22 protein-coding genes and 2 pseudogenes are annotated in these 20,455 nt (G+C 67.5%); 12 read left to right on the top strand and 12 right to left on the bottom strand.

The window, feature by feature from the left end; all coding sequences use genetic code 11:
- Positions 1 to 16 precede the first annotated feature (16 nt).
- From aroB to OHQ90_RS29795, 4 genes and pseudogenes are all read right to left on the bottom strand, one after another.
- Complete coding sequence (aroB, locus tag OHQ90_RS29810) at positions 17 to 1,138, bottom strand: 3-dehydroquinate synthase (protein ID WP_328403121.1); 1,122 nt, start codon at positions 1,136 to 1,138, stop codon at positions 17 to 19.
- 365 nt (positions 1,139 to 1,503) lie between these two features.
- Positions 1,504 to 2,022, bottom strand: a pseudogene (locus OHQ90_RS29805) (shikimate kinase); the annotation flags it as partial.
- Positions 2,019 to 3,212, bottom strand: a complete 1,194-nt coding sequence (gene aroC, locus OHQ90_RS29800) for a chorismate synthase (RefSeq protein ID WP_328413174.1) — start codon at positions 3,210 to 3,212, stop codon at positions 2,019 to 2,021. The pseudogene OHQ90_RS29805 and the gene aroC, both read right to left, overlap by 4 nt.
- Before the next feature lie 180 nt (positions 3,213 to 3,392).
- A complete protein-coding gene (locus OHQ90_RS29795) occupies positions 3,393 to 3,851 on the bottom strand; it encodes an A24 family peptidase (protein ID WP_328403119.1) in 459 nt (152 codons plus the stop codon).
- A 290-nt stretch (positions 3,852 to 4,141) separates the two neighbouring features.
- On the opposite strand from OHQ90_RS29795, the gene OHQ90_RS29790 reads away from it, so the two are divergent.
- The 5 genes from OHQ90_RS29790 to OHQ90_RS29770 all read left to right on the top strand — a co-directional run bounded on the left by OHQ90_RS29790 (position 4,142) and on the right by OHQ90_RS29770 (position 7,508).
- Positions 4,142 to 5,269 carry a M24 family metallopeptidase gene (locus OHQ90_RS29790; protein ID WP_328403117.1) on the top strand — a complete coding sequence of 376 codons (1,128 nt, stop codon included), beginning with the start codon at positions 4,142 to 4,144 and terminating at the stop codon, positions 5,267 to 5,269.
- Between the two features lie 49 nt (positions 5,270 to 5,318).
- The gene (efp, locus tag OHQ90_RS29785) at positions 5,319 to 5,882 is read left to right on the top strand and encodes an elongation factor P (protein ID WP_328403115.1); all 564 of its coding nucleotides are present in this window, start codon (positions 5,319 to 5,321) and stop codon (positions 5,880 to 5,882) included.
- 115 nt (positions 5,883 to 5,997) lie between these two features.
- Positions 5,998 to 6,495, top strand: coding sequence for a transcription antitermination factor NusB (gene nusB / locus OHQ90_RS29780; protein ID WP_328403113.1), 498 nt, complete (start codon positions 5,998 to 6,000; stop codon positions 6,493 to 6,495).
- 1 nt (position 6,496) lies between these two features.
- Positions 6,497 to 6,763 (top strand): YciI family protein, encoded by a 267-nt coding sequence (locus tag OHQ90_RS29775; RefSeq protein ID WP_328403111.1) that lies wholly within the window; start codon positions 6,497 to 6,499, stop codon positions 6,761 to 6,763.
- Positions 6,764 to 7,055: 292 nt separating this feature from the next.
- Entirely contained in the window at positions 7,056 to 7,508 is a 453-nt protein-coding gene (locus OHQ90_RS29770; protein WP_328403109.1) for a TetR family transcriptional regulator C-terminal domain-containing protein, read from the top strand.
- A 128-nt stretch (positions 7,509 to 7,636) separates the two neighbouring features.
- On the opposite strand, the gene OHQ90_RS29765 is transcribed toward OHQ90_RS29770, so the two are convergent.
- A complete protein-coding gene (locus OHQ90_RS29765) occupies positions 7,637 to 8,896 on the bottom strand; it encodes an SLC13 family permease (protein ID WP_328403107.1) in 1,260 nt (419 codons plus the stop codon).
- A 332-nt stretch (positions 8,897 to 9,228) separates the two neighbouring features.
- Between OHQ90_RS29765 and OHQ90_RS29760 the strand changes: the two genes are divergently transcribed.
- The 3 genes from OHQ90_RS29760 to OHQ90_RS29750 are packed head-to-tail and all read left to right on the top strand — an operon-like array spanning position 9,229 to position 10,888.
- The gene (locus OHQ90_RS29760) at positions 9,229 to 9,753 is read left to right on the top strand and encodes a DMT family transporter (RefSeq protein WP_328403105.1); all 525 of its coding nucleotides are present in this window, start codon (positions 9,229 to 9,231) and stop codon (positions 9,751 to 9,753) included.
- Positions 9,750 to 10,262, top strand: coding sequence for a DMT family transporter (locus OHQ90_RS29755; protein WP_328403103.1), 513 nt, complete (start codon positions 9,750 to 9,752; stop codon positions 10,260 to 10,262). The genes OHQ90_RS29760 and OHQ90_RS29755 overlap by 4 nt, the downstream gene beginning before the upstream one ends.
- 59 nt (positions 10,263 to 10,321) lie before the next feature.
- Positions 10,322 to 10,888 carry a DUF4334 domain-containing protein gene (locus OHQ90_RS29750; protein ID WP_328403101.1) on the top strand — a complete coding sequence of 189 codons (567 nt, stop codon included), beginning with the start codon at positions 10,322 to 10,324 and terminating at the stop codon, positions 10,886 to 10,888.
- 232 nt (positions 10,889 to 11,120) lie between these two features.
- Here OHQ90_RS29750 and OHQ90_RS29745 read toward each other — a convergent pair whose 3' ends face one another.
- Positions 11,121 to 12,278, bottom strand: coding sequence for a serpin family protein (locus tag OHQ90_RS29745; protein WP_328403099.1), 1,158 nt, complete (start codon positions 12,276 to 12,278; stop codon positions 11,121 to 11,123).
- Between the two features lie 96 nt (positions 12,279 to 12,374).
- On the bottom strand, positions 12,375 to 13,358 hold the full coding sequence (locus OHQ90_RS29740; protein ID WP_328403097.1) for a quinone oxidoreductase family protein: 984 nt from the start codon (positions 13,356 to 13,358) through the stop codon (positions 12,375 to 12,377).
- A gap of 84 nt (positions 13,359 to 13,442) precedes the next feature.
- Between OHQ90_RS29740 and OHQ90_RS29735 the strand changes: the two genes are divergently transcribed.
- Positions 13,443 to 14,018 carry a TetR/AcrR family transcriptional regulator gene (locus OHQ90_RS29735; RefSeq protein WP_328403095.1) on the top strand — a complete coding sequence of 192 codons (576 nt, stop codon included), beginning with the start codon at positions 13,443 to 13,445 and terminating at the stop codon, positions 14,016 to 14,018.
- Between the two features lie 37 nt (positions 14,019 to 14,055).
- Here OHQ90_RS29735 and OHQ90_RS29730 read toward each other — a convergent pair whose 3' ends face one another.
- Positions 14,056 to 14,817: an HD domain-containing protein gene (locus OHQ90_RS29730; RefSeq protein ID WP_328403093.1), complete on the bottom strand. Its 762-nt coding sequence runs from the start codon at positions 14,815 to 14,817 to the stop codon at positions 14,056 to 14,058.
- A 151-nt stretch (positions 14,818 to 14,968) separates the two neighbouring features.
- Here OHQ90_RS29730 and OHQ90_RS29725 point away from each other — a divergent pair, with 151 nt between their 5' ends.
- Positions 14,969 to 15,808 carry a hypothetical protein gene (locus OHQ90_RS29725; protein WP_442941505.1) on the top strand — a complete coding sequence of 280 codons (840 nt, stop codon included), beginning with the start codon at positions 14,969 to 14,971 and terminating at the stop codon, positions 15,806 to 15,808.
- A gap of 367 nt (positions 15,809 to 16,175) precedes the next feature.
- Here the strand turns inward: OHQ90_RS29725 and OHQ90_RS29720 are convergent, their stop codons facing one another.
- Entirely contained in the window at positions 16,176 to 16,760 is a 585-nt protein-coding gene (locus OHQ90_RS29720; protein WP_328403089.1) for a TetR/AcrR family transcriptional regulator, read from the bottom strand.
- Between the two features lie 68 nt (positions 16,761 to 16,828).
- Between OHQ90_RS29720 and OHQ90_RS29715 the strand changes: the two genes are divergently transcribed.
- Entirely contained in the window at positions 16,829 to 17,716 is an 888-nt protein-coding gene (locus tag OHQ90_RS29715; RefSeq protein WP_328403087.1) for an SDR family oxidoreductase, read from the top strand.
- A gap of 262 nt (positions 17,717 to 17,978) precedes the next feature.
- Here the strand turns inward: OHQ90_RS29715 and OHQ90_RS29710 are convergent.
- The 3 genes and pseudogenes from OHQ90_RS29710 to OHQ90_RS29700 form a co-directional block, all read right to left on the bottom strand.
- Positions 17,979 to 18,125: pseudogene (locus OHQ90_RS29710) on the bottom strand (aldo/keto reductase); the annotation flags it as partial.
- Between the two features lie 101 nt (positions 18,126 to 18,226).
- The gene (locus tag OHQ90_RS29705) at positions 18,227 to 18,676 is read right to left on the bottom strand and encodes an SgcJ/EcaC family oxidoreductase (RefSeq protein WP_328403085.1); all 450 of its coding nucleotides are present in this window, start codon (positions 18,674 to 18,676) and stop codon (positions 18,227 to 18,229) included.
- 263 nt (positions 18,677 to 18,939) lie between these two features.
- Positions 18,940 to 19,566 (bottom strand): alpha-ketoglutarate-dependent dioxygenase AlkB, encoded by a 627-nt coding sequence (locus OHQ90_RS29700; protein WP_442941207.1) that lies wholly within the window; start codon positions 19,564 to 19,566, stop codon positions 18,940 to 18,942.
- A gap of 226 nt (positions 19,567 to 19,792) precedes the next feature.
- Between OHQ90_RS29700 and pyrR the strand changes: the two genes are divergently transcribed.
- On the top strand, positions 19,793 to 20,428 hold the full coding sequence (gene pyrR / locus OHQ90_RS29695; protein ID WP_328403083.1) for a bifunctional pyr operon transcriptional regulator/uracil phosphoribosyltransferase PyrR: 636 nt from the start codon (positions 19,793 to 19,795) through the stop codon (positions 20,426 to 20,428).
- Positions 20,429 to 20,455 lie beyond the last annotated feature (27 nt).

The raw sequence follows: 20,455 nt of genomic DNA, 5'->3' as shown, positions 1-20,455 counted from the left end.
GCCAGACGTTTTCTGATTACAGCAGGATCGCGCCGCTACTCGGGCTGCCTTCCTTGGCGATCGCCGAGTACGCGGCGGCGAGCAATGTCGGATCCGGGCCTTCGAGGCGGCCCGGCTTGGCAAGGCCGTCGAGGACGACGAAACGCAGGACGCCGGAACGGGTCTTCTTGTCGGTCTGCATCGCGTCGAGGAGCTGCGGAAGCGCGTCGGCGTCGTAGCTGGTCGGCAGGCCGACGCTCTGCAGGATGGCGCGATGGCGATCGGCGGTGGCGTCGTCGAGACGTCCGGCGAGGCGACCGAGTTCGGCGGCGAAGACCAGGCCCACCGAGACGGCGGCGCCGTGCCGCCAGCGGTAGCGCTCGCGGCGCTCGATCGCGTGACCGAGGGTATGGCCGTAGTTGAGGATTTCGCGCAGGCTGGCTTCCTTGAGGTCGGCGGCGACCACGTCCGCCTTCACCTGGATCGCGCGGCGAATCAGCTCGGGGAGCACCTCGCCCTTGGGGTCGAGCGCGGCCCCCGGGTCGGCCTCGACCAGCTCCAGGATCACCGGGTCGGCAATGAAACCGGCCTTGATGATCTCGGCCATGCCCGCGACGATCTCGTTGCGCGGCACTGTTTCCAGCGTCACCAGGTCGACCAGTACCGCGGCGGGCTCGTGGAAGGAGCCCACCAGATTCTTGCCCGCCTCGGTGTTGATGCCGGTCTTGCCGCCGACGGCCGCATCGACCATCGCCAGCAGGGTGGTCGGCACATGCACGATATTCACCCCGCGCATCCAGGTGGCCGCGACGAACCCGGCGAGGTCGGTCGCCGCACCGCCGCCGAGGCTCACCACGACGTCGTTGCGGGTCAGGCCGATGCGTCCGAGCACCTCCCAGCAGAAGCCCGCGACGGCCAGGTCCTTGCCCGACTCGGCGTCCGGGATCTCGATGCGATGCGCGTCGATGCCGGTGTCGGCGAGTGCCTTTCGCACGGCTTCGGCGGTTTCGGCCAGCGGCGGCTGATGGAAGATCGCGACCGTCCGCACGCCGGTGGTCGCGCCGGTGACCGCTTCGACCAGTTCACCGAGCAACCCGCGGCCGATGATCACGGGATAGGGGTCGGCGGTGCGGACCTGGAGACGAGTCGGCTCGGTCATGTGTGCTCCGATTCTGTTCGTGCCGTTTGTTTGATCGCTCTTGCGCGAGCGCGTCGTGCGCGAGCGCGCCGCGACCGGCTGCCCGGTGTCGGTGTGTCGCCGGACGTTTCCGTCAGCGCGGGTGCCGGCTCGGTGTTGTCCTGCTGCTGCGGTTCGCCCTGGGCGGCCCTGCGGCGCGCCGCGGCGCGCGCCCGTGCCGCCCGACGGGCGCGTGACCTGCTGTTGCCCTGCGGATTTCCGGTGCCCGGTGTTTTCTCGCCGCCCGGGGCCGTCTGCTGCGCGGTGCCCCGAGTGGTCGTGCTTTCTGTCCCGGTGGTTGCCGTCGCGTCGGGCTCCGCATCTTGCGGTAGGACCGACTCCATGCCCAGCTTCGCCATGATCATGCGCACCACGCGTCCAGGGCTACGACCGTCGGTCCGCACCCGGACCGAGGCAACCTCCCGGTACAACGGCCGCCGCTTGCGCATCAGCTCCCGATACTTCGCGCCGGGATCGGCGCCGTTGAGCAGCGGTCGTCCCGTGCTCGCGCCGGTGCGGCGAAGTCCTTCGGCCACACTGATTTCCAGGTAGACCACGGTGCGGTTGCGCAGCAGCGCCCTGGTGTCCTTGGACAGCACGGCACCGCCGCCGAGCGAAACCACCCCGCGCTCGGCCAGGATGGCGCGGCGCACTACCCGTTCCTCGATCTTGCGGAATTCGGGTTCGCCGTCGGTGGCGAAGATCTCGGGGATGGTGCGCCCGGTCTCGCGCTCGATGCCGATGTCGGTGTCGTACAGCTCGACACCGAGTTCCCTCGCGAGCTTGCGGCCGATCGTGGATTTCCCCGCTCCTGGCGGTCCGACCAGCACCACGCGCGGTGCGCGCGGATCGGTCTGGACGATCATTGCGGCACGTGTGGGCGGGCGCTGATGCGCTTGATGTAGCTGGTGATGTTGTCGAGGGTCTCGGTCAGCGAATCGCCGCCGAACTTCTCCAGCGCGGCCTGTGCGACGACCAGCGCCACCATCGACTCGGCGACCACACCCGCGGCGGGCACCGCACACACGTCGGAGCGCTGGTGGATGGCGACGGCTTCCTCGCCGGTGGTCATGTCGACCGTGGCCAGCGCGCGCGGCACCGTCGAGATCGGCTTCATCGCGGCGCGGACCCGTAGCGCCTCGCCGTTGGTCATGCCGCCTTCCAGGCCGCCCGCCCGGTTGGTGGAGCGCAGCACGCCGTCGGGCCCCGGCTTCATCTCGTCGTGTGCCTGGCTGCCGCGTCGGCGTGCGGTCTCGAAACCATCGCCGACCTCGACGCCCTTGATCGCCTGAATGCCCATCAGTGCGGCGGCCAGTCGCGAGTCGAGCCGGTTCTCGCCGCTGATGAAGGAGCCCAACCCGACCGGTAGACCCTCCACGACGACCTCGACGACGCCACCGAGAGTGTCGCCGTCCTTCTTGGCGGCCTCGATCTCCGCGATCATCGCGGCCTCGGCGTCCTTGTCGAACGCGCGCACCGGGCTCTCGTCGATGGCGGCAAGATCTTTCGCGGTGGGCACCAGACCGGTGGTGTTCGCGGCGGCTCCGATGGAGATGACGTGCGAGACGACCTCGACACCGAAGGCTTGCCGCAGGAAGTTGCGGGCGAGCGTGCCCGCCGCGACGCGCGCGGCGGTCTCGCGGGCGCTGGCCCGCTCCAGCACGTTGCGGGCGTCGTCGAAGTTGTACTTGAGCATGCCCGAGTAGTCGGCATGTCCAGGCCGTGGCCGGGTGAGCGGCGCATTGCGTGCCAGATCCGACAGCTCGGTCTCGTCGACGGGGTCGGCGGACATGACAATCGTCCACTTCGGCCACTCGGAGTTGGCGATCTCGACCGCGATCGGTCCACCCATGGTGCGGCCGTGGCGCACACCGCCCACGATGGTGACCTTGTCGGCCTCGAACTTCATTCGCGCGCCGCGCCCGTACCCGAGCCGGCGCCGCGCGAGCTGCGCGGAGATCTCTTCGGATGTCACCTCGAGACCGGCCACCATGCCCTCGAGGATGGTGACGAGGGCGGGACCATGGGATTCTCCGGCAGTTATCCAGCGCAACACGTCGTCCATCTTCCCATGTCGGCGCGGGTGCTCCGGCACGCGGCCCGGCGTGATCACGGGCACGCTCGCCCCGGCTGTGACATGGTCGTCGCACCACCTGCCGTCACCGGCCAGGTTGTCGCTGTGAGAGCGCCGCAGAGCTCGAGTCCGGGCGGATCGATCCGGCGTGTCGGGGTGGCGTCAGTTGTCATGCGTCACCACCAGCGCCAGCATCGTCGCCAAGCACATCGCAGGCCCGTGCGGCACCGTGATTGCTGCGGTGCTGTCGGCATCGGCTCGCATTCGCCGGACCGTCAGCGCCACGATGCCGACCGCGGCGGTGAGTGCCGGTGCGACGAGCGCTGCCGACACCCAGGTCCGCGCGCCGCCGAGCGCGGCCACCGCACCCAGTCCGATCGCGAGTTTCACGTCGCCGGCGCCGAACGCCCCGGGCGACACCATGTGCACCAGCAAGTAGGGGATCGTCAGCAGCGCAGCACCGAGCAACGCGGTTGTGAATTGTGTTGTGAACAGCGCGTATCCGAACACGATCAGCGCACCTGATCCGGTGAGCGTGTCGGGAAGTCTGCGGTGCCGGATATCGATGACGGTGAGCATCGCACACCAGGCCACGAGCAGGGAGAATGCGGCAAAGTCCATGGCTACCAGCCTTTGTCGGGCGCGGTCGCCGATCAAGCCTCTGGCCCGCAATGTTGATAGCCGATCGATATGTGAACAACCACTGGTCCGCTCGGTGTCGCGGTCGCCGACCGCCGGCTGCTCCGCAGTAATTGTGCGGGGGCAGAGCGGATTTCGGTTCAGCCGTATTGCGACGTTTGTCCGTTCGCGGCGGTACCCGCCCGACCACGGCATCGCCCGCGGCGGATCCGCCCGTCGCCGGTGTACGTGTTGCGTGTCGCCGCGATGCGTGTCGGCGGTAGCTTTGACATATGTCTGCTGATCACGCGGGCCTCGAGCCCGACTACGCGGCGCGTCGCGGTGCGCTGCGGAGTCTGCTGGTGGAGAACGAGGTCGATGCGCTGTTGGTCACCGATCTGGTGAACATCAGGTACTTGACGGGATTCACCGGGTCCAACGCCGCGCTGCTCGTGCACTCCTGGGATATGCGCAATGCCGAGGAGCGCACGGTGATCGGCACCGATGGCCGATACCTCACCCAGGTCGCCGAGCAGGTGCCGGACCTGCGCGCCGAGATCGCACGGGCCACCGCCCGCAGGATCGTGGAGCTCGCGGGGGAGTGGCAACTGGGCCGGGTCGGCTACGAGAGTCACGTCGTCACCGTCGATCAGCACCGTGGTTTCGTCGAGCAGCACACCGGACTGGAGTTCGTCGCCACACCCGGCCTCGTCGAACAGCTGCGCATGGTGAAAGACGCGTACGAGGTCGAGCAGCTGCGCGCTGCGTGCGCCGCGGGCGATGCCGGGCTCGCCACGCTGCTGGAGCGCGGTGGGCTGCGGCCCGGCCGCACCGAACGGCAAGTGGCAAGGGACCTCGAGTGGGCCATGTTCGAGCACGGCGCGGCGGCAGTGGCGTTCGAGACGATCGTGGCGGCGGGCGCGAATTCGGCTGTCCCGCATCATCGGCCGACCGACGCTGTGCTCGCTGTCGGCGACTTCGTCAAGCTCGATTTCGGCGCGGTGGTCGGCGGCTACCACTCGGATATGACCCGGACCTTCGTGCTCGGCTCGCCCACGGACTGGCACCGCGAGGTATATGCCCTGGTCCAGGAATCGCAGCGGGCCGGTCGCGAAGCATTGCAACCGGGTGCGCCGGTGGCCGACGTTGACGCGGCGGCGCGCGCGGTGATCGAGGCGGCCGGGCACGGGAAGCTGTTCGTGCACGGTCTCGGGCACGGGGTGGGACTGCAGATCCATGAAGCGCCGGGAATCGCCAAAACCGGAACCGGTACACTTCTCTCTGGCGTGGCGGTGACCGTCGAACCAGGTGTGTACTTCCCCGGCCGCGGCGGCGTCCGCATCGAGGACACGCTCGTGGTGCGCGAGGGGGGCCCGGAACTGCTCACCAACACCAGCAAAGACCTGACCGTCGTCGACTGACGCCGGTTGCCCGAGACGTGGATATTACGAACGAGGAGATCCGAGGACAGTGGCGGACACCAGCGACTTCAAGAACGGCCTTGTGCTGAAGATCGACGGTCAGCTCCAGCAGATCATCGAATTCCAGCACGTCAAGCCGGGCAAGGGTCCCGCATTCGTGCGGACCAAGCTGAAGAACGTGCTGTCCGGCAAGGTTGTCGACAAGACCTTCAACGCGGGCGTCAAGGTGGAGACCGCCACCGTCGACCGTCGCGATATGACCTACCTGTACCACGATGGTTCGGACTACGTCTTCATGGACGGCGACACCTTCGACCAGATCTCGATCTCCGAGTCGACCATCGGTCCCGGCGCGCGCTTCCTGCTGGAGAATATGACCGCGCAGGTCGCCACGCACGAGGGCGCCCCGCTCTACGTAGAGCTTCCGGTCACGGTCGAGCTCGAGGTGCAGCACACCGACATCGGCCTGCAGGGCGACCGCTCCACCGGCGGCACCAAGCCCGCGACCCTGGAGACCGGCGCCGAGGTGCAGGTCCCGCTGTTCATCAACACCGGTGACAAGCTGCGCATCGACTCGCGCGACGGCAGCTACCTCGGTCGGGTGAACTCCTGATCACCTACCGCCATCGGGCCGCGGCAGTAGCGGCGGGCCTGGTCACGCTCGCGAAGCGTGACCACGCAGGGCCCCGCAGCTGCCGCGATCGGGTAAAGACGGGGATGATGTGACAGTGGCCGAACAGAAGCCCACGTACAAGAAGCTCGGTGCCAGGCACAAGGCCCGCCGCCGCGCGGTCGATCTGCTGTTCGAGGCGGAGGCTCGCGACGTCGACGCGGCCGACCTGGTCTCCGAGCGCGTCGAACTGTCCACCCAGGATCAGGCTGTCGCGCCGGTGCACGCCTACACCAAGACCCTTGTCGAAGGCGTCGCCGACGATCTCGACCGGGTGGACGGCACCATCGAGTCCTACCTCAAGGACTGGGAGCTGTCCCGGCTGCCCGCCGTGGACCGGGCTATCCTGCGGATCGCGGTGTGGGAGTTGTTCCACGCCAACGATGTTCCGCCGGTGGTCGCGGTCGACGAGGCGGTGGAGCTGGCCAAGGAGCTGTCCACCGACGACTCCCCGTCATTCGTGAACGGCGTCCTCGGCCAGGTCGTGCTCGTCGCACCGCAGGTCCGCGCCGCCGCCGCGGCGACGCTGGCCCCGCGCCCGGAGCCCGAGGCCTGAGATGGTGAACAAGTACCTGGTCATGGCGATGCGCAGGCCGAATTTCGACCCCGCCGTCGTCGAGCCGCACCGCGAGTTTCTCGCCGATCTGCTCGAACGCGGCCACCTGGTCGAGAGCGGCCGCTTTACCGACGGCACCGGCGGTGCCTACGTCATCCACGCCGACAACCTCGACGCCGCCCGCGAGATCGCCTTCACCGACCCGGTCCACACCACCGGGTCATCGGAACTGACGGTCTACGAGTGGGAGATCGCGGTCTCCGCCTGACCTGAACGTCCGCCACAGCCGCGCACCTGCAAGGTGTGCGGCTGTTGTCGTTCGGCGTTCCCGCTCACCGGAATTTTGTCGGCGCGCACCCTGCGCTCCCGCTGGTGGGTGTACGGGCCCAGCGGGAGCGAACCGCGAACTGTCGGCTGTGACGGGTTCGCGGACTCGGGTGTGCGGTCGACGGAATTCACCTGTGACTGGTCGACGCCGGCGCTCGCGCACGGAGTCGATCTTTATTCCTCAACTGCACTCGAGGTCAAGTCATGTGGTGCGGGCCACCCGAATCAGACGTGTGGTGAAACCGGCTCGCCGTGCGCCCGCCGGTCTGCGTCGGGTGTGGGCGCTGGCCGATTCCTGGCTGGATTACGCCGCGAAACCGATCTTCCGGGGCGGCTGCTTTTTCCTGTCCGCGGTCGCGGAGTTCGACGCAAGGCCGGGACGCGTGCACGACGCTGTCGCCGCCGGACGCCGAGACTGGTTGCGCCTGTACGAGGCTGCCGCCGCCGAGGCTGTTGCGCTCGGCGAAATCGCCGCCGACATCGACCCCGCAGATCTGGCCTTCGAGCTCGACTCGATCGCCCGGGTGGCGGGCCAGGACGCACTCTTGTTCTCCGATGCCGCGCCCTACGCGCGCGCCCGCCGCATCATCTCCGCCCGGCTGTCCGTCGTTGCCACCCCACCGCCCCTGCGATTCCCTCGGCACCCCGATCCCCCTGGACCACCCCGAGCCCCTGGGCCACCCTGACGCCCGGTACCGCACACGACATCGCATGCAGCCCGGCCCTCCTCCGTCGTGCGGGGCGAGTGGCACATGCTGGAAAGGCTTCCCGCGATTCGCCGCGGCTATGTGCCACTGACGCCGGTGATCGGGGGTCAATCGGTGAGCAGGAGGACTGCTACCGCGGCTGTTGTTGCCGTGAGCGCCAGGGTGAGTCCGGTGAGGACGAATCGCAGCATGGGGACGCGGACTTCATGGGTGCGGCAGAATTCGAGGCACAGCAGCGTGGCGAGGGATGCCCATGGGGTGACCAGTGGGGCGATATTCGTGCCGATGAGCAAGGCCAGCAGTTGGTTTCGGTTCGCGTCCGGTACGACGGTCTCGCCTGCGGTATAGGCGGGCAGGTTGTTCGCCACGTTGGACAGCGCAGCGCCCGCTCCTGCGGCGCGGTATGCGCCGAGGGCGTCGGGGTCGGTGCCGATCAGCCAGTGCATCACCTCGGACAGTCCGAATCTGCTCAGCGTGGGCACCACGAGGAACAACCCGACCACGAAAACCAGCAGCTGCCAGGGGATCAGTGACAGCCGCAGCGCGGAACGGTCGAAGATCGCGAAGGCCGCCACCGCGATGGCCGCGGCCAGCGTGGCGGCGATGCCGATGCGATCGCCGACGAACGGGATGGCCAGGACGAACAGCAGACACGCGGTCGCCGTCGTGTACAGCAGCGCGCGCTGCCTCGTATTCTCCGGGCGGACCGGTTCCGGCGGCAGGTAACGGTCGGCATCGCGTCGGCCGCGCCGCCAGTACCAGACCCACAGGCAGATCATCGTCGCGACGATCGACACCAGCTGTGGCGCCCACATGCGCGCGGCGAAGTCGGTGGCGTGCAACGCAATCCGGTCCGCGGCCAGCAGATTGGTGAGATTGGAGACCGGCAGCAACAGGCTCGCGGTATTGGCCAGCCACAGCGTGGTCATCGCCAGCGGCAGTGGCGGGATCCGGGCGGGACTCGCCAGCGCGAGCATGACCGGTGTGAGCAGCACCGCGGTGGTGTCCAGGTTGAGCAGGATCGTGGTGGCGGATGCGAACAGCACGCACAGCCCGAACAGCGCCGGATAGTAGCCGCGACCCAGAATTGCCATGCGATGCGCGATGACATCGAAAACCTTGGCCTGCCTGGTGAGTTCGGCAAGCACGATCACACTGCCGAGGAACAGCAGCAGCGGACCGATCCGGCGCATATTGTCGACGGCCTGGTCCTGTGGCAGTAGTCCGGTCAGCACGCACAGCAGTCCGGCGAGCAACAGTCCGAGCCGGACCCAGTCCAGCGTGCTCGGCCGCCATCGCGGCGGTGGTGTGGTCGAAGGAGAGGTCCGCGCGGAGGAAAGCATCTGCTCGGGCACGTTCGCCATCATCTCAGCAGGGGACATGGTGGCAGCTGTTCAGTGCTGGGACGACTGGGTCGCGCGCCGGGCTGTGTCGGGTGCGGCGTCGCTCGCTGTCCTCGAATATCTCGAGCACTGTTCTCCTACAAGGTCTTTCGGAACGGCACGGGGCACATGCAAGAACTCCAAAAACCACGGCCCGCTATTGACGGTGCCACTAACCAACGGTACGTTATGTGGGTCACGATTGGTGGTGTCGATAGCAAACGGACATGCGGTCCTCCTGTGGAGGCCGGTCGCGCCGATCATCGCTGGGTTCGTGATGGCGTTTGCTCCTCCCGAACCAAAGGACGTGTCTCGTCATGGTCGCCATTAGCCTTGGGCTCGTATTTCTTTTCATCCTGGTATCCGGTGGGCTGCGGTCCATCGAGGTCGGGTGTCAGAACACGCAGAAGATCTATGTGCAGAACGTCTGGTTGTGCGCGGTGTTCTCGTATGCCGTTGCGCTGGCCGGATTCTTGATCTTCCTGGCGGTGTCGAGGGTGGTCGCGCCTTCGGCGTGGCCGTCCCTCGACGACGTGCGAAACATGCCGTGGTGGGCGCCGTTCGGCGGCCTGATCGGCGGTGTCGCGGTGGTCGGCATGATCACCGTCGCCAAATATGTCGGCGTGGCAACGTTCAACGCGGTCGTCATCGTGAGCGAAATGCTGGTCGCGCTGGTGATGGACGACCTTGGGCTCATGGGGTTCGCCACCAGGGAGTTGACCGCACCCCGTGTGGTCGGCGCCGTATTGATCACGGTGGCGGTCTATCTGATGGCCAGCGACTCGGCGAAACAAGAAACCACCCCGCTCGCCACCGCGGCTGCTGAAGGGATTGTCCGATGACTACTGCCACCGAACCCGAGGTCGAGACTCGCACCGCGCTGCCGCGCTCGGCATTTGCCCTGGTCTTCGTATTCCTGCTGATCGGCGGCGCATTGCGGTCCATCGAGGCAGGCTGTCAGAACACGCTGAAGTTGGCGCTGAAGAATGTGTGGCTGTGCGGGGTAGTTTCCTATGCGGTGGCCCTCACCGGCGTCGGGATCATTCTTGTTGTCGCGCTGCTGGTTTCGTCGAATCGGCAGTTGCCGACCCGAGCCGATCTCGCGGCCATGCCCAAATGGGCGCCGTTCGGCGGTCTGACCGGCGGTGCGGCGATCTTCGCGATGATCACCGTTGCCTCCAGCGTCGGAATCGGCACCTTCAACGCCTTGATCATCGGCGGTCAGATGTTTCTCGCGACCGCGATGGACCACTTCGGCGTGATGGGGTTCCCGCGCCGTCGCATCAATGTCCAACGAATCGCTGCGTGCGCCATGATTATCGCGGGCTCCTACCTGATGGCGAAATACTGAGCGACCTGAGAGATTGATAGTCTCCTTCTTGCAATGTTGCCGCAGGCGAGGAGACCGAAATGGCCGAGACGAGGAGCGCAGCGCCGGGGACCGCCGAGTTGGCGGCGCTGCAGGACGGCGGGTGCACGCCACAGCAGGCGTGGGAGCTCTTCGACCGCCTCCCCGGTGTGCCGACCACGGAGATCACGACCGGACGTTGGCGCGGCGAGGAGCTGGACACCCAGCATCCGTTCGCCGGCGTGCTCGTCGCCTCGGGCTGGTATGGCAAGCAGTTCGACACCGCCGACGCTGTCCACCCGCTGCTGTTCGCGGATGAGACCGGAACCGTGTTCCCCGTCGATCCCCGCCGGGTCCCGCTCGGCCTCGCAGGCCGGGTGCCGCTCGCAGGCGTGCGGATGGCGCGTAAGTCGTTGCGGGTGATCGGTTCGGTGCTTCGAACCCGTACGCCCGCAGCACGTTTGCGCGATATCGAGTATCGCGGTGTGCTGAGCGCGGGCATGATCTATGACCACCTGCCGATCATCGATCACTTCCGGCGGGTCGACGAACGCACCCTGCTCGGCGTGATGGATCTGCGCGGCATGACCGAATCATATTTCTTCGTGCTGCGTCGAGAGACGGTCTGACCCGACCATCCGTGCGCCCTGTGCGCTCGGGTGCGGCGCACCGCCCAACAGGTCGCTGACCGACCCTGGGCAGCGGTCGATCCATCCCGAAACACCCACGCGTTAGCCGGCTTTCGAGTCGGCCGCGAGCTGATCATCATCGGCGTGGCAGCCGCCGGACCACCCGGGATTCCCACTGTCGCCCAGTTCGATCGCCTGCCGAGGCACTTCGGCAGGTTGTGGGGAGGATCGGTCAGCCGATCGGCTCGGTCGGCGGATCGGCAACCCAGCCTGCGACGACGGCGAGCCCCGTCGGGCGATGCACCGCGATGAAGCCGAAGGGATGGTCGAAGGCGACGGAGATGGTGGTGACGAGGCGTTCCGGCAGCAGAGCCGCGGCCCGCGCCATGGTGATGGCCGTGATGGCCGCGGCCTCGAACCCGGTTCGGGTGAAACGCGCGAGTACTTCCTGTGCGCCCTGGGCTACATACAGCGGGTCGGGGGAGATATCGGGGAAGTGGCCGTGTGTGCTGTCGGTCGCCGCTGTCAGGCCGAACAACTCCGGCTGTGCGCGAAGGTTGTGCGTCGATCGGATCTCGAAGGGCGGCAGGCGAACTTCGAGCAAATCGCGCCGCGACCGACCGGTGTGGGTGCGTACCGCAAGACCGGGTCCGGTGGTCCCGGCAGGGAGGTCGGTGCGGATCGGCACCGCACCGGTCACCGCGCCCAGACCGGTCGCAATAACGTCGCCGGGGGTCGCCGCGCCGAGCAGCAGGTGCACATCCACATCGGCGGTCCCGGTCACGATTACCCGGGTGACCGGTTGTGATCCTTCGAGGATCGCGGCATCGGTGAGGCGGTTGGTGACCCGGTGGAGGCCGGGTCCGCGCCGCCCTTGCCACGGGCCGGTTTCGGGCGCCAGCTCGGTTGCGGTGAACGGCGCTTCCCAGGTGGTCTTCGCCGCGAGGGCCGTGGCGAGGACGAGCACGGTGTCGCGCTCGATACGTAGCGGGAACTTCTCGATGAGTCCGCCGGTGTGCCGCCGAGCCCATTCGTCGAGGACTTGTTGTTCGCCGAGTCGGTCGATGGTGCCCGCAGGCAGTCGGCGCGTCCAATTCTCGTGCAGCGGTAGGTCATCACGAACCCAGAGGCCGAGCGCGGCGGACACGTCCTCGGCGTCGGCCAGTGTGTGCAATAGATCCAATGCCGCGGTGGTCGCCACCTCGGCAGACACCCTGATTGCCGTTTCCAGTTCGGATCGCGCGGCCCCCTCCGCGGCGGCGGCGAGCAGTGCCAACAGCGGCCACACACCGGCGCCGGACACGACGAAGTCGGCTGCGCCTGCCGCGGCGCACCATCGTGCGGTCAGCTCGTTGGTCGCGACGACATGCGGCGCCACAGATGTCTGCACCGCTCCCACGATATTCGCCGATCGGTCCGAGCGCCGGTCGGTGCTGTCCGCGGTGTTTCGTGGTCGGCCGCCGCCGGGCGACGGCCAACCACGGGCTCACGCCTCGATCGACTCGGGGCGCAGGATGATTTTGCCGATCGGGGAGCGATCGTCGACGAGCCGGTGGGCCCGGCTCGCTTCGCTCAGCGGAAGGATGGCGTCCACCAATGCATCGAGATTCCCGGCGGCCGCACGCTCCAGCGTCGCGGTGCGGGCCTCGGCGACCCGGGCCAGCCACGCCGGGCCCGCGCAGCCGATGAGGGTCAGGCCGCTGGTGAGCAGGTTGGCGACGCCGACCTGTGCCGGTGCGCCGGACAGCCAGCCGTAGCTGAGCATTCGTCCGCGCAGGGGTGTCATGGCAGCCAGCACCTCGACGGCGGTCGCGCCACCGATCGAATCGAAGACGACGTCGACGGTGGCGTCGCCGAGTACTTCGCGCAGTTGGGTCGGCCACTGCGGGTTGTTGTGATCGAGCACCTCGTCCGCGCCGAGTTTCCGCGCCCTTGCGGCCTTTTCGGGACCACCCGCGGTCGCGATGATGCGCGCCGCGCCGTATTCCTTGGCGAGTTGCGTGAGCGCACTCCCGATGCCGGTTGCCGCCGCCTCGATCAGCACCGTCTCGGTGCCGGTGAGGGCCGCGGTCTCCAGCAGTGGGAGCGCCACCGATCCACTCATCAGCACCGATGCCGCCTCGACCGCCGAAACGCCGTCCGGAATCCGGACCGCGGAACCCGCCGGCGCGCACACCAGTTCGGCGTATGCCCCGAAGCCCATGGTCTCTACGGCGACTCGCTGTCCGATCAGCTCGACATCGACGCCGGGCCCGACCTCGACCACCACGCCTGCCGCCTGGAAGCCGAACACCAGCGGTGTTTCGACGGGCATCGGGAACTGCCCCGAGCGCAGCATGGTCTCGGGGAACAGGACGGGAATCGCCTCGGCACGGATCACCAGTTCGCCCGTCCCCGGCTGCGGCGCGGGAACCTCTCGGGCGACCAGTACTTCGGGTCCGCCGATGCCCGTCATTACGATTGCCTTCATCGATAACTCCATAACTTGACTGCCGGTCCAGATGTTGCCCAAACAATATGGACCGCCGGTCAACTTGTCAATGAAGGAGGTGGAATGGCCGACGAACGTCCCAAGGAGCGAGCGGATGCGGCGCGTAACCGGCGGGCGATCCTCGAAGCGACCGCCGCGCTGCTCGCCGAACACGGCGCTGATGCCCTGACCATGGATCGGGTCGCGGCGGCCGCGGGCGTGGGCAAAGGCACGATTTTCCATCGCTTCGGCAACCGCGCCGGCCTGCTGCACGAGATGATCGCCGAGAGCACCTTCGCGCTGATGGATGCCGTCCGCACCGGTCCGCCACCGCTCGGGCCCGGTGCTCCCGCCGGGGGCAGGTTGGTGGCCTTCTTCGATGCGTTCGTGCGATTGATGACCGACAACATCGAGGTGACGGTCGCCTACATCCAGGGCCCGCCACATCCGCAAGCCGCCGAAATCCACAACTTCTGGGATGCGCACATCACCGCACTGCTGCGCGAGGCACGCCCGGACCTGGACGCCGAGGTGGTCGGCAGGCTGCTGTTCGGGTCGCTGGGTGGGGCGCTGGTGCCGCAGATGGCCCGCGCGGGTGAGACGGATCGGCTGCTGGGTGCGGTTCGGGAACTGGTAGAGGCGGTGCTTCGGACGCCGTGAACGTCGGCGCGACCGGCGTCGAGGACGACTTCAGCGGTTACGTTTCGGGTCCGAACCGCGCCTGCTCGCCGGGTCGGATCTCGGGTCGGTCGTGCGCGAGGATCGCGTCGAAGCGTTCGTCGGCGCGGTCGAGCTGGTCGAGAATATGGCGCTTGACGTGCGCGGCGAGCGGGGTGTCCGCGCGGGTGACCAGGTCGCGGTAGACATCGGTCAGCGGGCGGTATTTGGTGGCGAGCTTCTGCATATGAGGGCCGTCGGCGTACAGGATGCCCACGCCGTTATCGGTGAAGTCGGACAGCTTCACGACCCGGGCCCACGGCGCGCGATCGAGCTCGGCTGCGACGTGCGCGCGGTACTGGACGTGCCGATCGATCGACGGATCGGGCTCCGGATTCGTCACGGCGGCAACGATATCGGCCACCCGGGCGCCGAACCGTTCGGACAGTTCGGTGAGCGCGGCGCTGGTCGCCGGGCCGGGGCGGTCGCCGGCAAGCTCGGTCGCGTGATCCTCGACCGCGTCGTGCAGCAGGCCCGCGGCCACCAGATCGGCGTCGCGGACCTCGTAGTGGCTGATGATCCGAATCGCCACGCGCAGTAAATGATTGAGATACGGTTCCCGGCCGTAGCGATCGTCGCGGTGCAGATCGTCGGCCAGGTCGAGGGCGGCGGTGAGCCGCTCGGCCTCGGGTAGTCCTGCGATCTCCAGTAGTAGTCGCTCGCGCAGTCCGGATTCGCCGTAGACGTCGCTGATCGTATGCAGCGGCATTACGGCCAAAACCCCCGCCCCGGGATTGCTCATAGGGTCAATCTATCGGCGCGGCCCTCGTCGGCGCTGTGCTCTGTGCCACTCTGCCTGCGTTGCCGGAGCATGCCCCGCCGGAAAATCCGTTGCCGGTGCCCGCGGCTCGTGGTGTCCTGGTAGGCACGCGAGGCAGGAACTGGAGGTGACCGTGGCCGCGCACGACAAACGGCCGCGACGAGGTTCGGCCACCGATGAAATGATGAAATTGCACCGGCGCACCATGGTGCTCGACAGTCGGGTCTATACGGTGATCAGTCTGCGTCCCGGCAGCGATTTCCGCTTCTCCACCAATCGTTTTCACGACACGTGGCATGTGCTGTCGGACTGGCGCGGTTCGCGGGTGCTTGCCCGACTGCTGTGGGGTCTCGCCTATCAGCGGCGGCCGGGCACCGTGGTGGTGATCGATCCCGAACACCTGGACCCGAACCCGTTCGACGCCGCACCCGCGGATCCGATCGTTGTGGTGCCCTCGGACCTGACCGTATTCACGCGCGCCGCCGCCGTCGCACTGCGCCGGCAGCTGCCGTTCCGGCAGCGCTCCGAGGGCACCGTGCGCTGGCAGACCTTCGGCTTGCAGCAGGCGGTGGATGAACTGCGGGAATGGAGATCACAAGGCCCCGGCGAGCGGATCTGGCGCCACCATGACCGGCGGACCGGATCGGCCTGGGTCGATCGTATCGGCGGCCTCATCACCCTGTTCGGCGAACCCGGTCAATTGCGCAGCTGGGCAACCGATCTCGCGACGCTGGGCACCTACGCCCAGGACGGGATGGATTACACCTACCTGGACGAAGCTGATTACAACGGTGAGGTCCAGATCTTCCGTCAGTATCGGCGGAAGGTGAACATCGCAAGCCAGGCGCGCGCCGAGGTACTCGCGCGAGGGGGCGGGGAAGCGGGCGATCTGGACCGCGCCATCTGGGCGCGTGCCGCAACAGTTCGCCGCCGCCGCTTCCCTGCGATCGACGAGCCCTCGGTGGTCGACTGACCCGGGCGCATCCGCAGACGGCGCCGCAACGATGAAATCCGTTGCGGCGCTGTGCTGTATGACCGTTGGCTCGCACACGTGTGCTACGCCGTGGGCGCGCAGGTTTCGTACAGCATCCGCCACGGTGTCTTCTCTCGCAGGTCGATGTCACGGCGGGCGATGAGCCGGTCGATCGCGGTGCGCGCGTGCACAGGGTGGCCGAGTCCGGTGGTTTCGCCCGCTTCGTCCGGGTCGGGACCGCCGGAGGCGGTGTGGCAGGTGGACTACTCGCTGACACCGGCCGGGGCACCGTTGGTGCGGATACGTGCGTGGTCCGGCACTCACCTCGACATGCTGTTTGCCGCACCGGCAGACCGTGAACACACGCCTATGTTGAGTGGTTCGATGCGCGTAACCCGTTGAGTACCAGGGCGATCAAGCGTTCTGCCTGATCGGGGCCGGCATACTCACGTGTCCAGGCCGCCGCGTTGATGAGTGTGAACACATCGGCGGCGGTGGCATCGGGCCCGAGAGCCGCAGACCGGCCGGCGCGATCGACGAGTTCCTCTCCGATGCCGTTCATCCGCAGGCAGGATGCGTGCAGTTCGCTACCGTCGTCGTTCAGGCTCTCCGCTAGCACCGCGGCCAGGCCCTGATACGTGGCGGCGTGTTGGACCACCGCGCGTACCCACTCGGCCACGATGTCCGCCGTGACCGGTCCGTCGAGCAACCGATCACCGCGCTCGAATAGGTCCTCGTTGCGCTCGGCCAGTAGCGCGGCGATCAGCGCCCGGCGAGTCGGGAAGTGTCCGTACAGCGTGCCGACACCCACACCGGCCCGCCGCGCCACATGCTCCAGCGGCGCGTCGGCACCGCCCGCGCCGAAGACCTCGTCGGCGGCGGCGAGCAGCCGCTCTCGATTGCGGCGGGCATCCGCGCGCGGACGGCGGACCCGGGATGCTGTTTCCTCCATCACAACCCTTTTAAGTCGAGGGACCCTCGAGATATATTTCGAAGGTGCCTCGATTTTAGAAGGAGTAGATGATGATCCTGGTCACGGGTGCTACCGGCTCGATCGGCCGCCATCTGGTGCGCCTGTTGCGACAGCAGGACAAACCGTTCCGGGCGTTCGTGCGCGACCCGGACCGCGCGCGAGAACTGGACTGCGACCTGGTGGTGGGCGATTTCGGCGATCCGGACTCGATCGCGGCCGCGCTGTCCGGCGTCGATCGGGTGTTTCTCTGTTCACCAGGGGCGCAACCGACCCCGGGGTCGCAGCCGATGGTCGCCCAGCAGACCACTGTGATCGATGCGGCGGTACGTGCGGGGGTACGGCGCATTGTGAAGGTCTCGGTCTGGGGTGCCCGGCCCGGTGGTCTGCTGGCCGAGGGTGCGCACGCCGAGATCGAGGCGCGGCTCGATGCGTCGGGTCTGGACTGGTCGATCCTGCAGCCGAGCGGGTTCATGCAGAACTTCCTCACCGGCACAGGCGCATTCACCAGCGGCGGCGATCTCCTCGGTGCCTACGGACAGGGCCGCGTGTCCTACATCGACTGCGCCGACATCGCCGCCTGCGCCGCCGTCCTGCTGAGCAGCGACCTGGGCAATGGACGGCGGTTCGTCCTGACCGGTCCAGAAGCCCTCACCCACGCCGAGATCGCCGCCCGGCTGTCCGAGGCGCTCGGCCGGACGGTGTCCTACATCGACCAGCCCCTATCGGATTTCGCGGACAACCTCGTAGCCCAGGGACTGCCCGCTCAGTTCGCCGCCGACGTGGCAACGCTGTATGCCGACGTCGCGGACGGATCTCTCGCCGAGACCACCTCGGCCGTCCACGATCTCACCCACCGACCGGCCACGACATTTGCCGAGTTCCTGTCCCGCGAGCGGGATCTTTTGCGGCAGTGGCCACCACGGCACTACGGGTGAGTCCGGTGCGTCGAGGGCCCGATCCTCACTGAACTCCATGAGATCGGCGCGTACCACCGACGACCGCGACGGTGCCGTCAGCTGTTCCATGCGAGAGCGTTGTCTGCGCGCGAGTGTCGAGCGCAGGCGCTGTCTCGTGCCCTACGCAGGAGCAGAGCCGAACACGGGCGCTGCGCCGGACGAAAGTGCGGTGCCGAACATGGGTGCTGGGAGAACGCGAGCCTGCGTCGACGCAACCGCACTGAACGCGAGTGCTCGGCCGTCAGGCGGGCGAAACCGCGGACAGTCGTTCGAACTGCTCTTCGGACAACTGCACCTCGGCGGCGGTGAGGTTCACTGCCAGATGGTCCAGCGAAGTGGTGCCAGGAATGGGCAGCACCACAGGTGATCTGCGCAGCAACCACGCCAACGTGGCTGCGCGGGAGTGGCACCACTTCCTCGATATTCGACAGCCGAGATGATCGAACCTCGCGTTCCGCGACGGTATTCCGCTGGTGGGACCGCCCTGCGCTATCCCGCCTGCGGAACCGGGGTGTTCTGCCTGGCCGCGGTCCACCACCGGCCTTCCTGCTTCACCAGCACGTACAGCGCGACCATCGCGGGGTCGGTGTCCATGAGCTCACCCTGCGCGGTCGTCGCGCGCGCGACCTTGTGTGCGATCGCGACATCCGCACGCAGGAATACGATGTCGGTGACGTCGTAGCGGACATGCTCGTCCTTCAGGAACCCGGCCAGCCCTTGGCGATTCGCGTCCAGCAGCGCCTCGGTGCCTGCGATCAGCATGCCGACGGCGTTCCCCGCGACCGCGTTGGCGGTGAAATGCGAAGTCATCAACTCGGCATCATTCGTGTTGTACGCAGTCTGGGTGTCGGCGATGATCTGCTCGATCGCCGCGATGTCCGCGGTGTGGTCGACGGTGGCGTCCTCGACGACCGGCGGCTGAAACGTTGCTGTATCCATGGGAATCAGCTTCGTACCTGAACCCTGGTTGAGGTCAACTGCCCGGGACAGTCGCCTGGATCGCAGCTCTGGTGGCATGCGGAATGGCAATGCGCCCAGGTTGTTTGCGGTGCGGAGGCTCGTGCATTCCATGGTGGGTGAACGACAGGATGGATGCTGTGTTGCGCCCGTGGCGGTCGGCGGATCGCCCCTCGACTCCATTGCCCGCTCATTGCGGCATGGTCATCGAAATTGCTCGGCCGCCACTATCGTCCGGTGTCGGGTCAGCGTACGTTGCGGGGGCGGAACTGAATGCTGATCCGCGGTCCGGCCGGCTTGCGGGTCTTCGGTATCGCATGCTCCCAGGTGCGTTGACAGGAGCCGCCCATGACGAGCAGGTCGCCGTGGCCCACCGTGTAGCGCAGACTGGCGCCGCCACCGCGCTGCCGCAGGAGTAATGCGCGCGGTGCGCCGACCGAGACGATCGCGACCATCGTGTCGTGGGTGGCGCCGCGGCCGGAGGTGTCGCCGTGCCAGGCGACACTGTCGCGGCCGTCGCGGTAGTAGCAGAGTCCTGCGGTCCGGAAAGGCTCGCCGAGTTCGCGCTGGTAGTGCGTGCTCAACGCAGCGCGCGCGTCGTCGAGTATGGGATCCGGTAGCGGTTGGTCTTCCTCGTAGAAGTAGAGCAGTCGTGGCACATCCACGACCTGGTCGTACATCAGCCGCCGCTCGGCCTGCCACGGCACTTCGCCGACAAGGCGCTCGAACAATGTGTCCGCACCGCGCAGCCAGCCGGGCAGCACATCCACCCACGCGCCGCTGCTCAGCGGTGTCCGTCGCATTCGCTGCAGCGCCTCGAGGCGCACGTCATCGAACCCGTCGAGCAGCGAACCCTGGAATGGTGTCGACATGGATTCGAATCTACGTTGAATCGAACGTATGTGCTAGCAGGTTCCCGAAAATGTCGAGACGCCGGACGTTCGCCTCCGGCTGCTTCGTGGCCGGGCTCACAGCGGCGTCGTGGCCCGGCTCACAGCCCGATATGCCTGGTGAAAGCGGTGCTCGGGGCGCTGCTAGGCTGCTTGCCGTAAGACATCCTTTAACGGACCGTCCGGTGAGGCGGGGAAGGAGGTCGGCATGGCCGTGCCCGAAGATCGGGCCGCCAAGTCCGGCGCTGGCGAGGCATCGCAGCGACACACACCCGAATGGGTGGAGGCGGGACGCGAACTGTTGTCGCCGTCGGATGTCGGCCGGACCGTTGCGCGTATCGCGCATCAGATCATCGAGAAGACCGCACTGGATTCGGGCGATCCCGACGCACCGCGCGTCGTGTTGATCGGAATCCCCACCCGCGGCACCACGCTCGCCGCCCGGCTCACCGAGAAGATCGAGGAATTCTCCGGTGTGCGCCCGGCGCTCGGCTCGCTCGACATCACCCTCTATCGCGACGATCTGCGCAGTCGCCCGCACCGGCCATTGGAACGCACCTCCGTGCCCGAAGGCGGCATCGAGGACGCTCTGGTGGTCCTCGTCGACGACGTGCTTTTCTCCGGCCGCACCGTGCGCTCCGCGCTCGACGGACTGCGCGACCTCGGCAGGCCGCGCAGCGTGCAGCTGGCGGTGCTCATCGACCGCGGCCACCGCGAACTGCCGATCCGCGCCGACTTCGTCGGCAAGAACGTGCCCACCTCGCGCAGCGAGGACATCTCCGTACTTTTCACCGAACACGACGGCCGCGACGGCGTGTATCTGCATCAGGAGGCGGAAGCGTGAGCGAGCGAGCCACGGCGGAGCCGAGCG

Origin of the sequence: Nocardia sp. NBC_00403, assembly GCF_036046055.1 — a bacterium.
GTDB lineage: Bacteria > Actinomycetota > Actinomycetes > Mycobacteriales > Mycobacteriaceae > Nocardia.
Note: the sequence above shows the minus strand (reverse complement) of the source record. Positions and strands in the feature narration are given on the sequence as shown.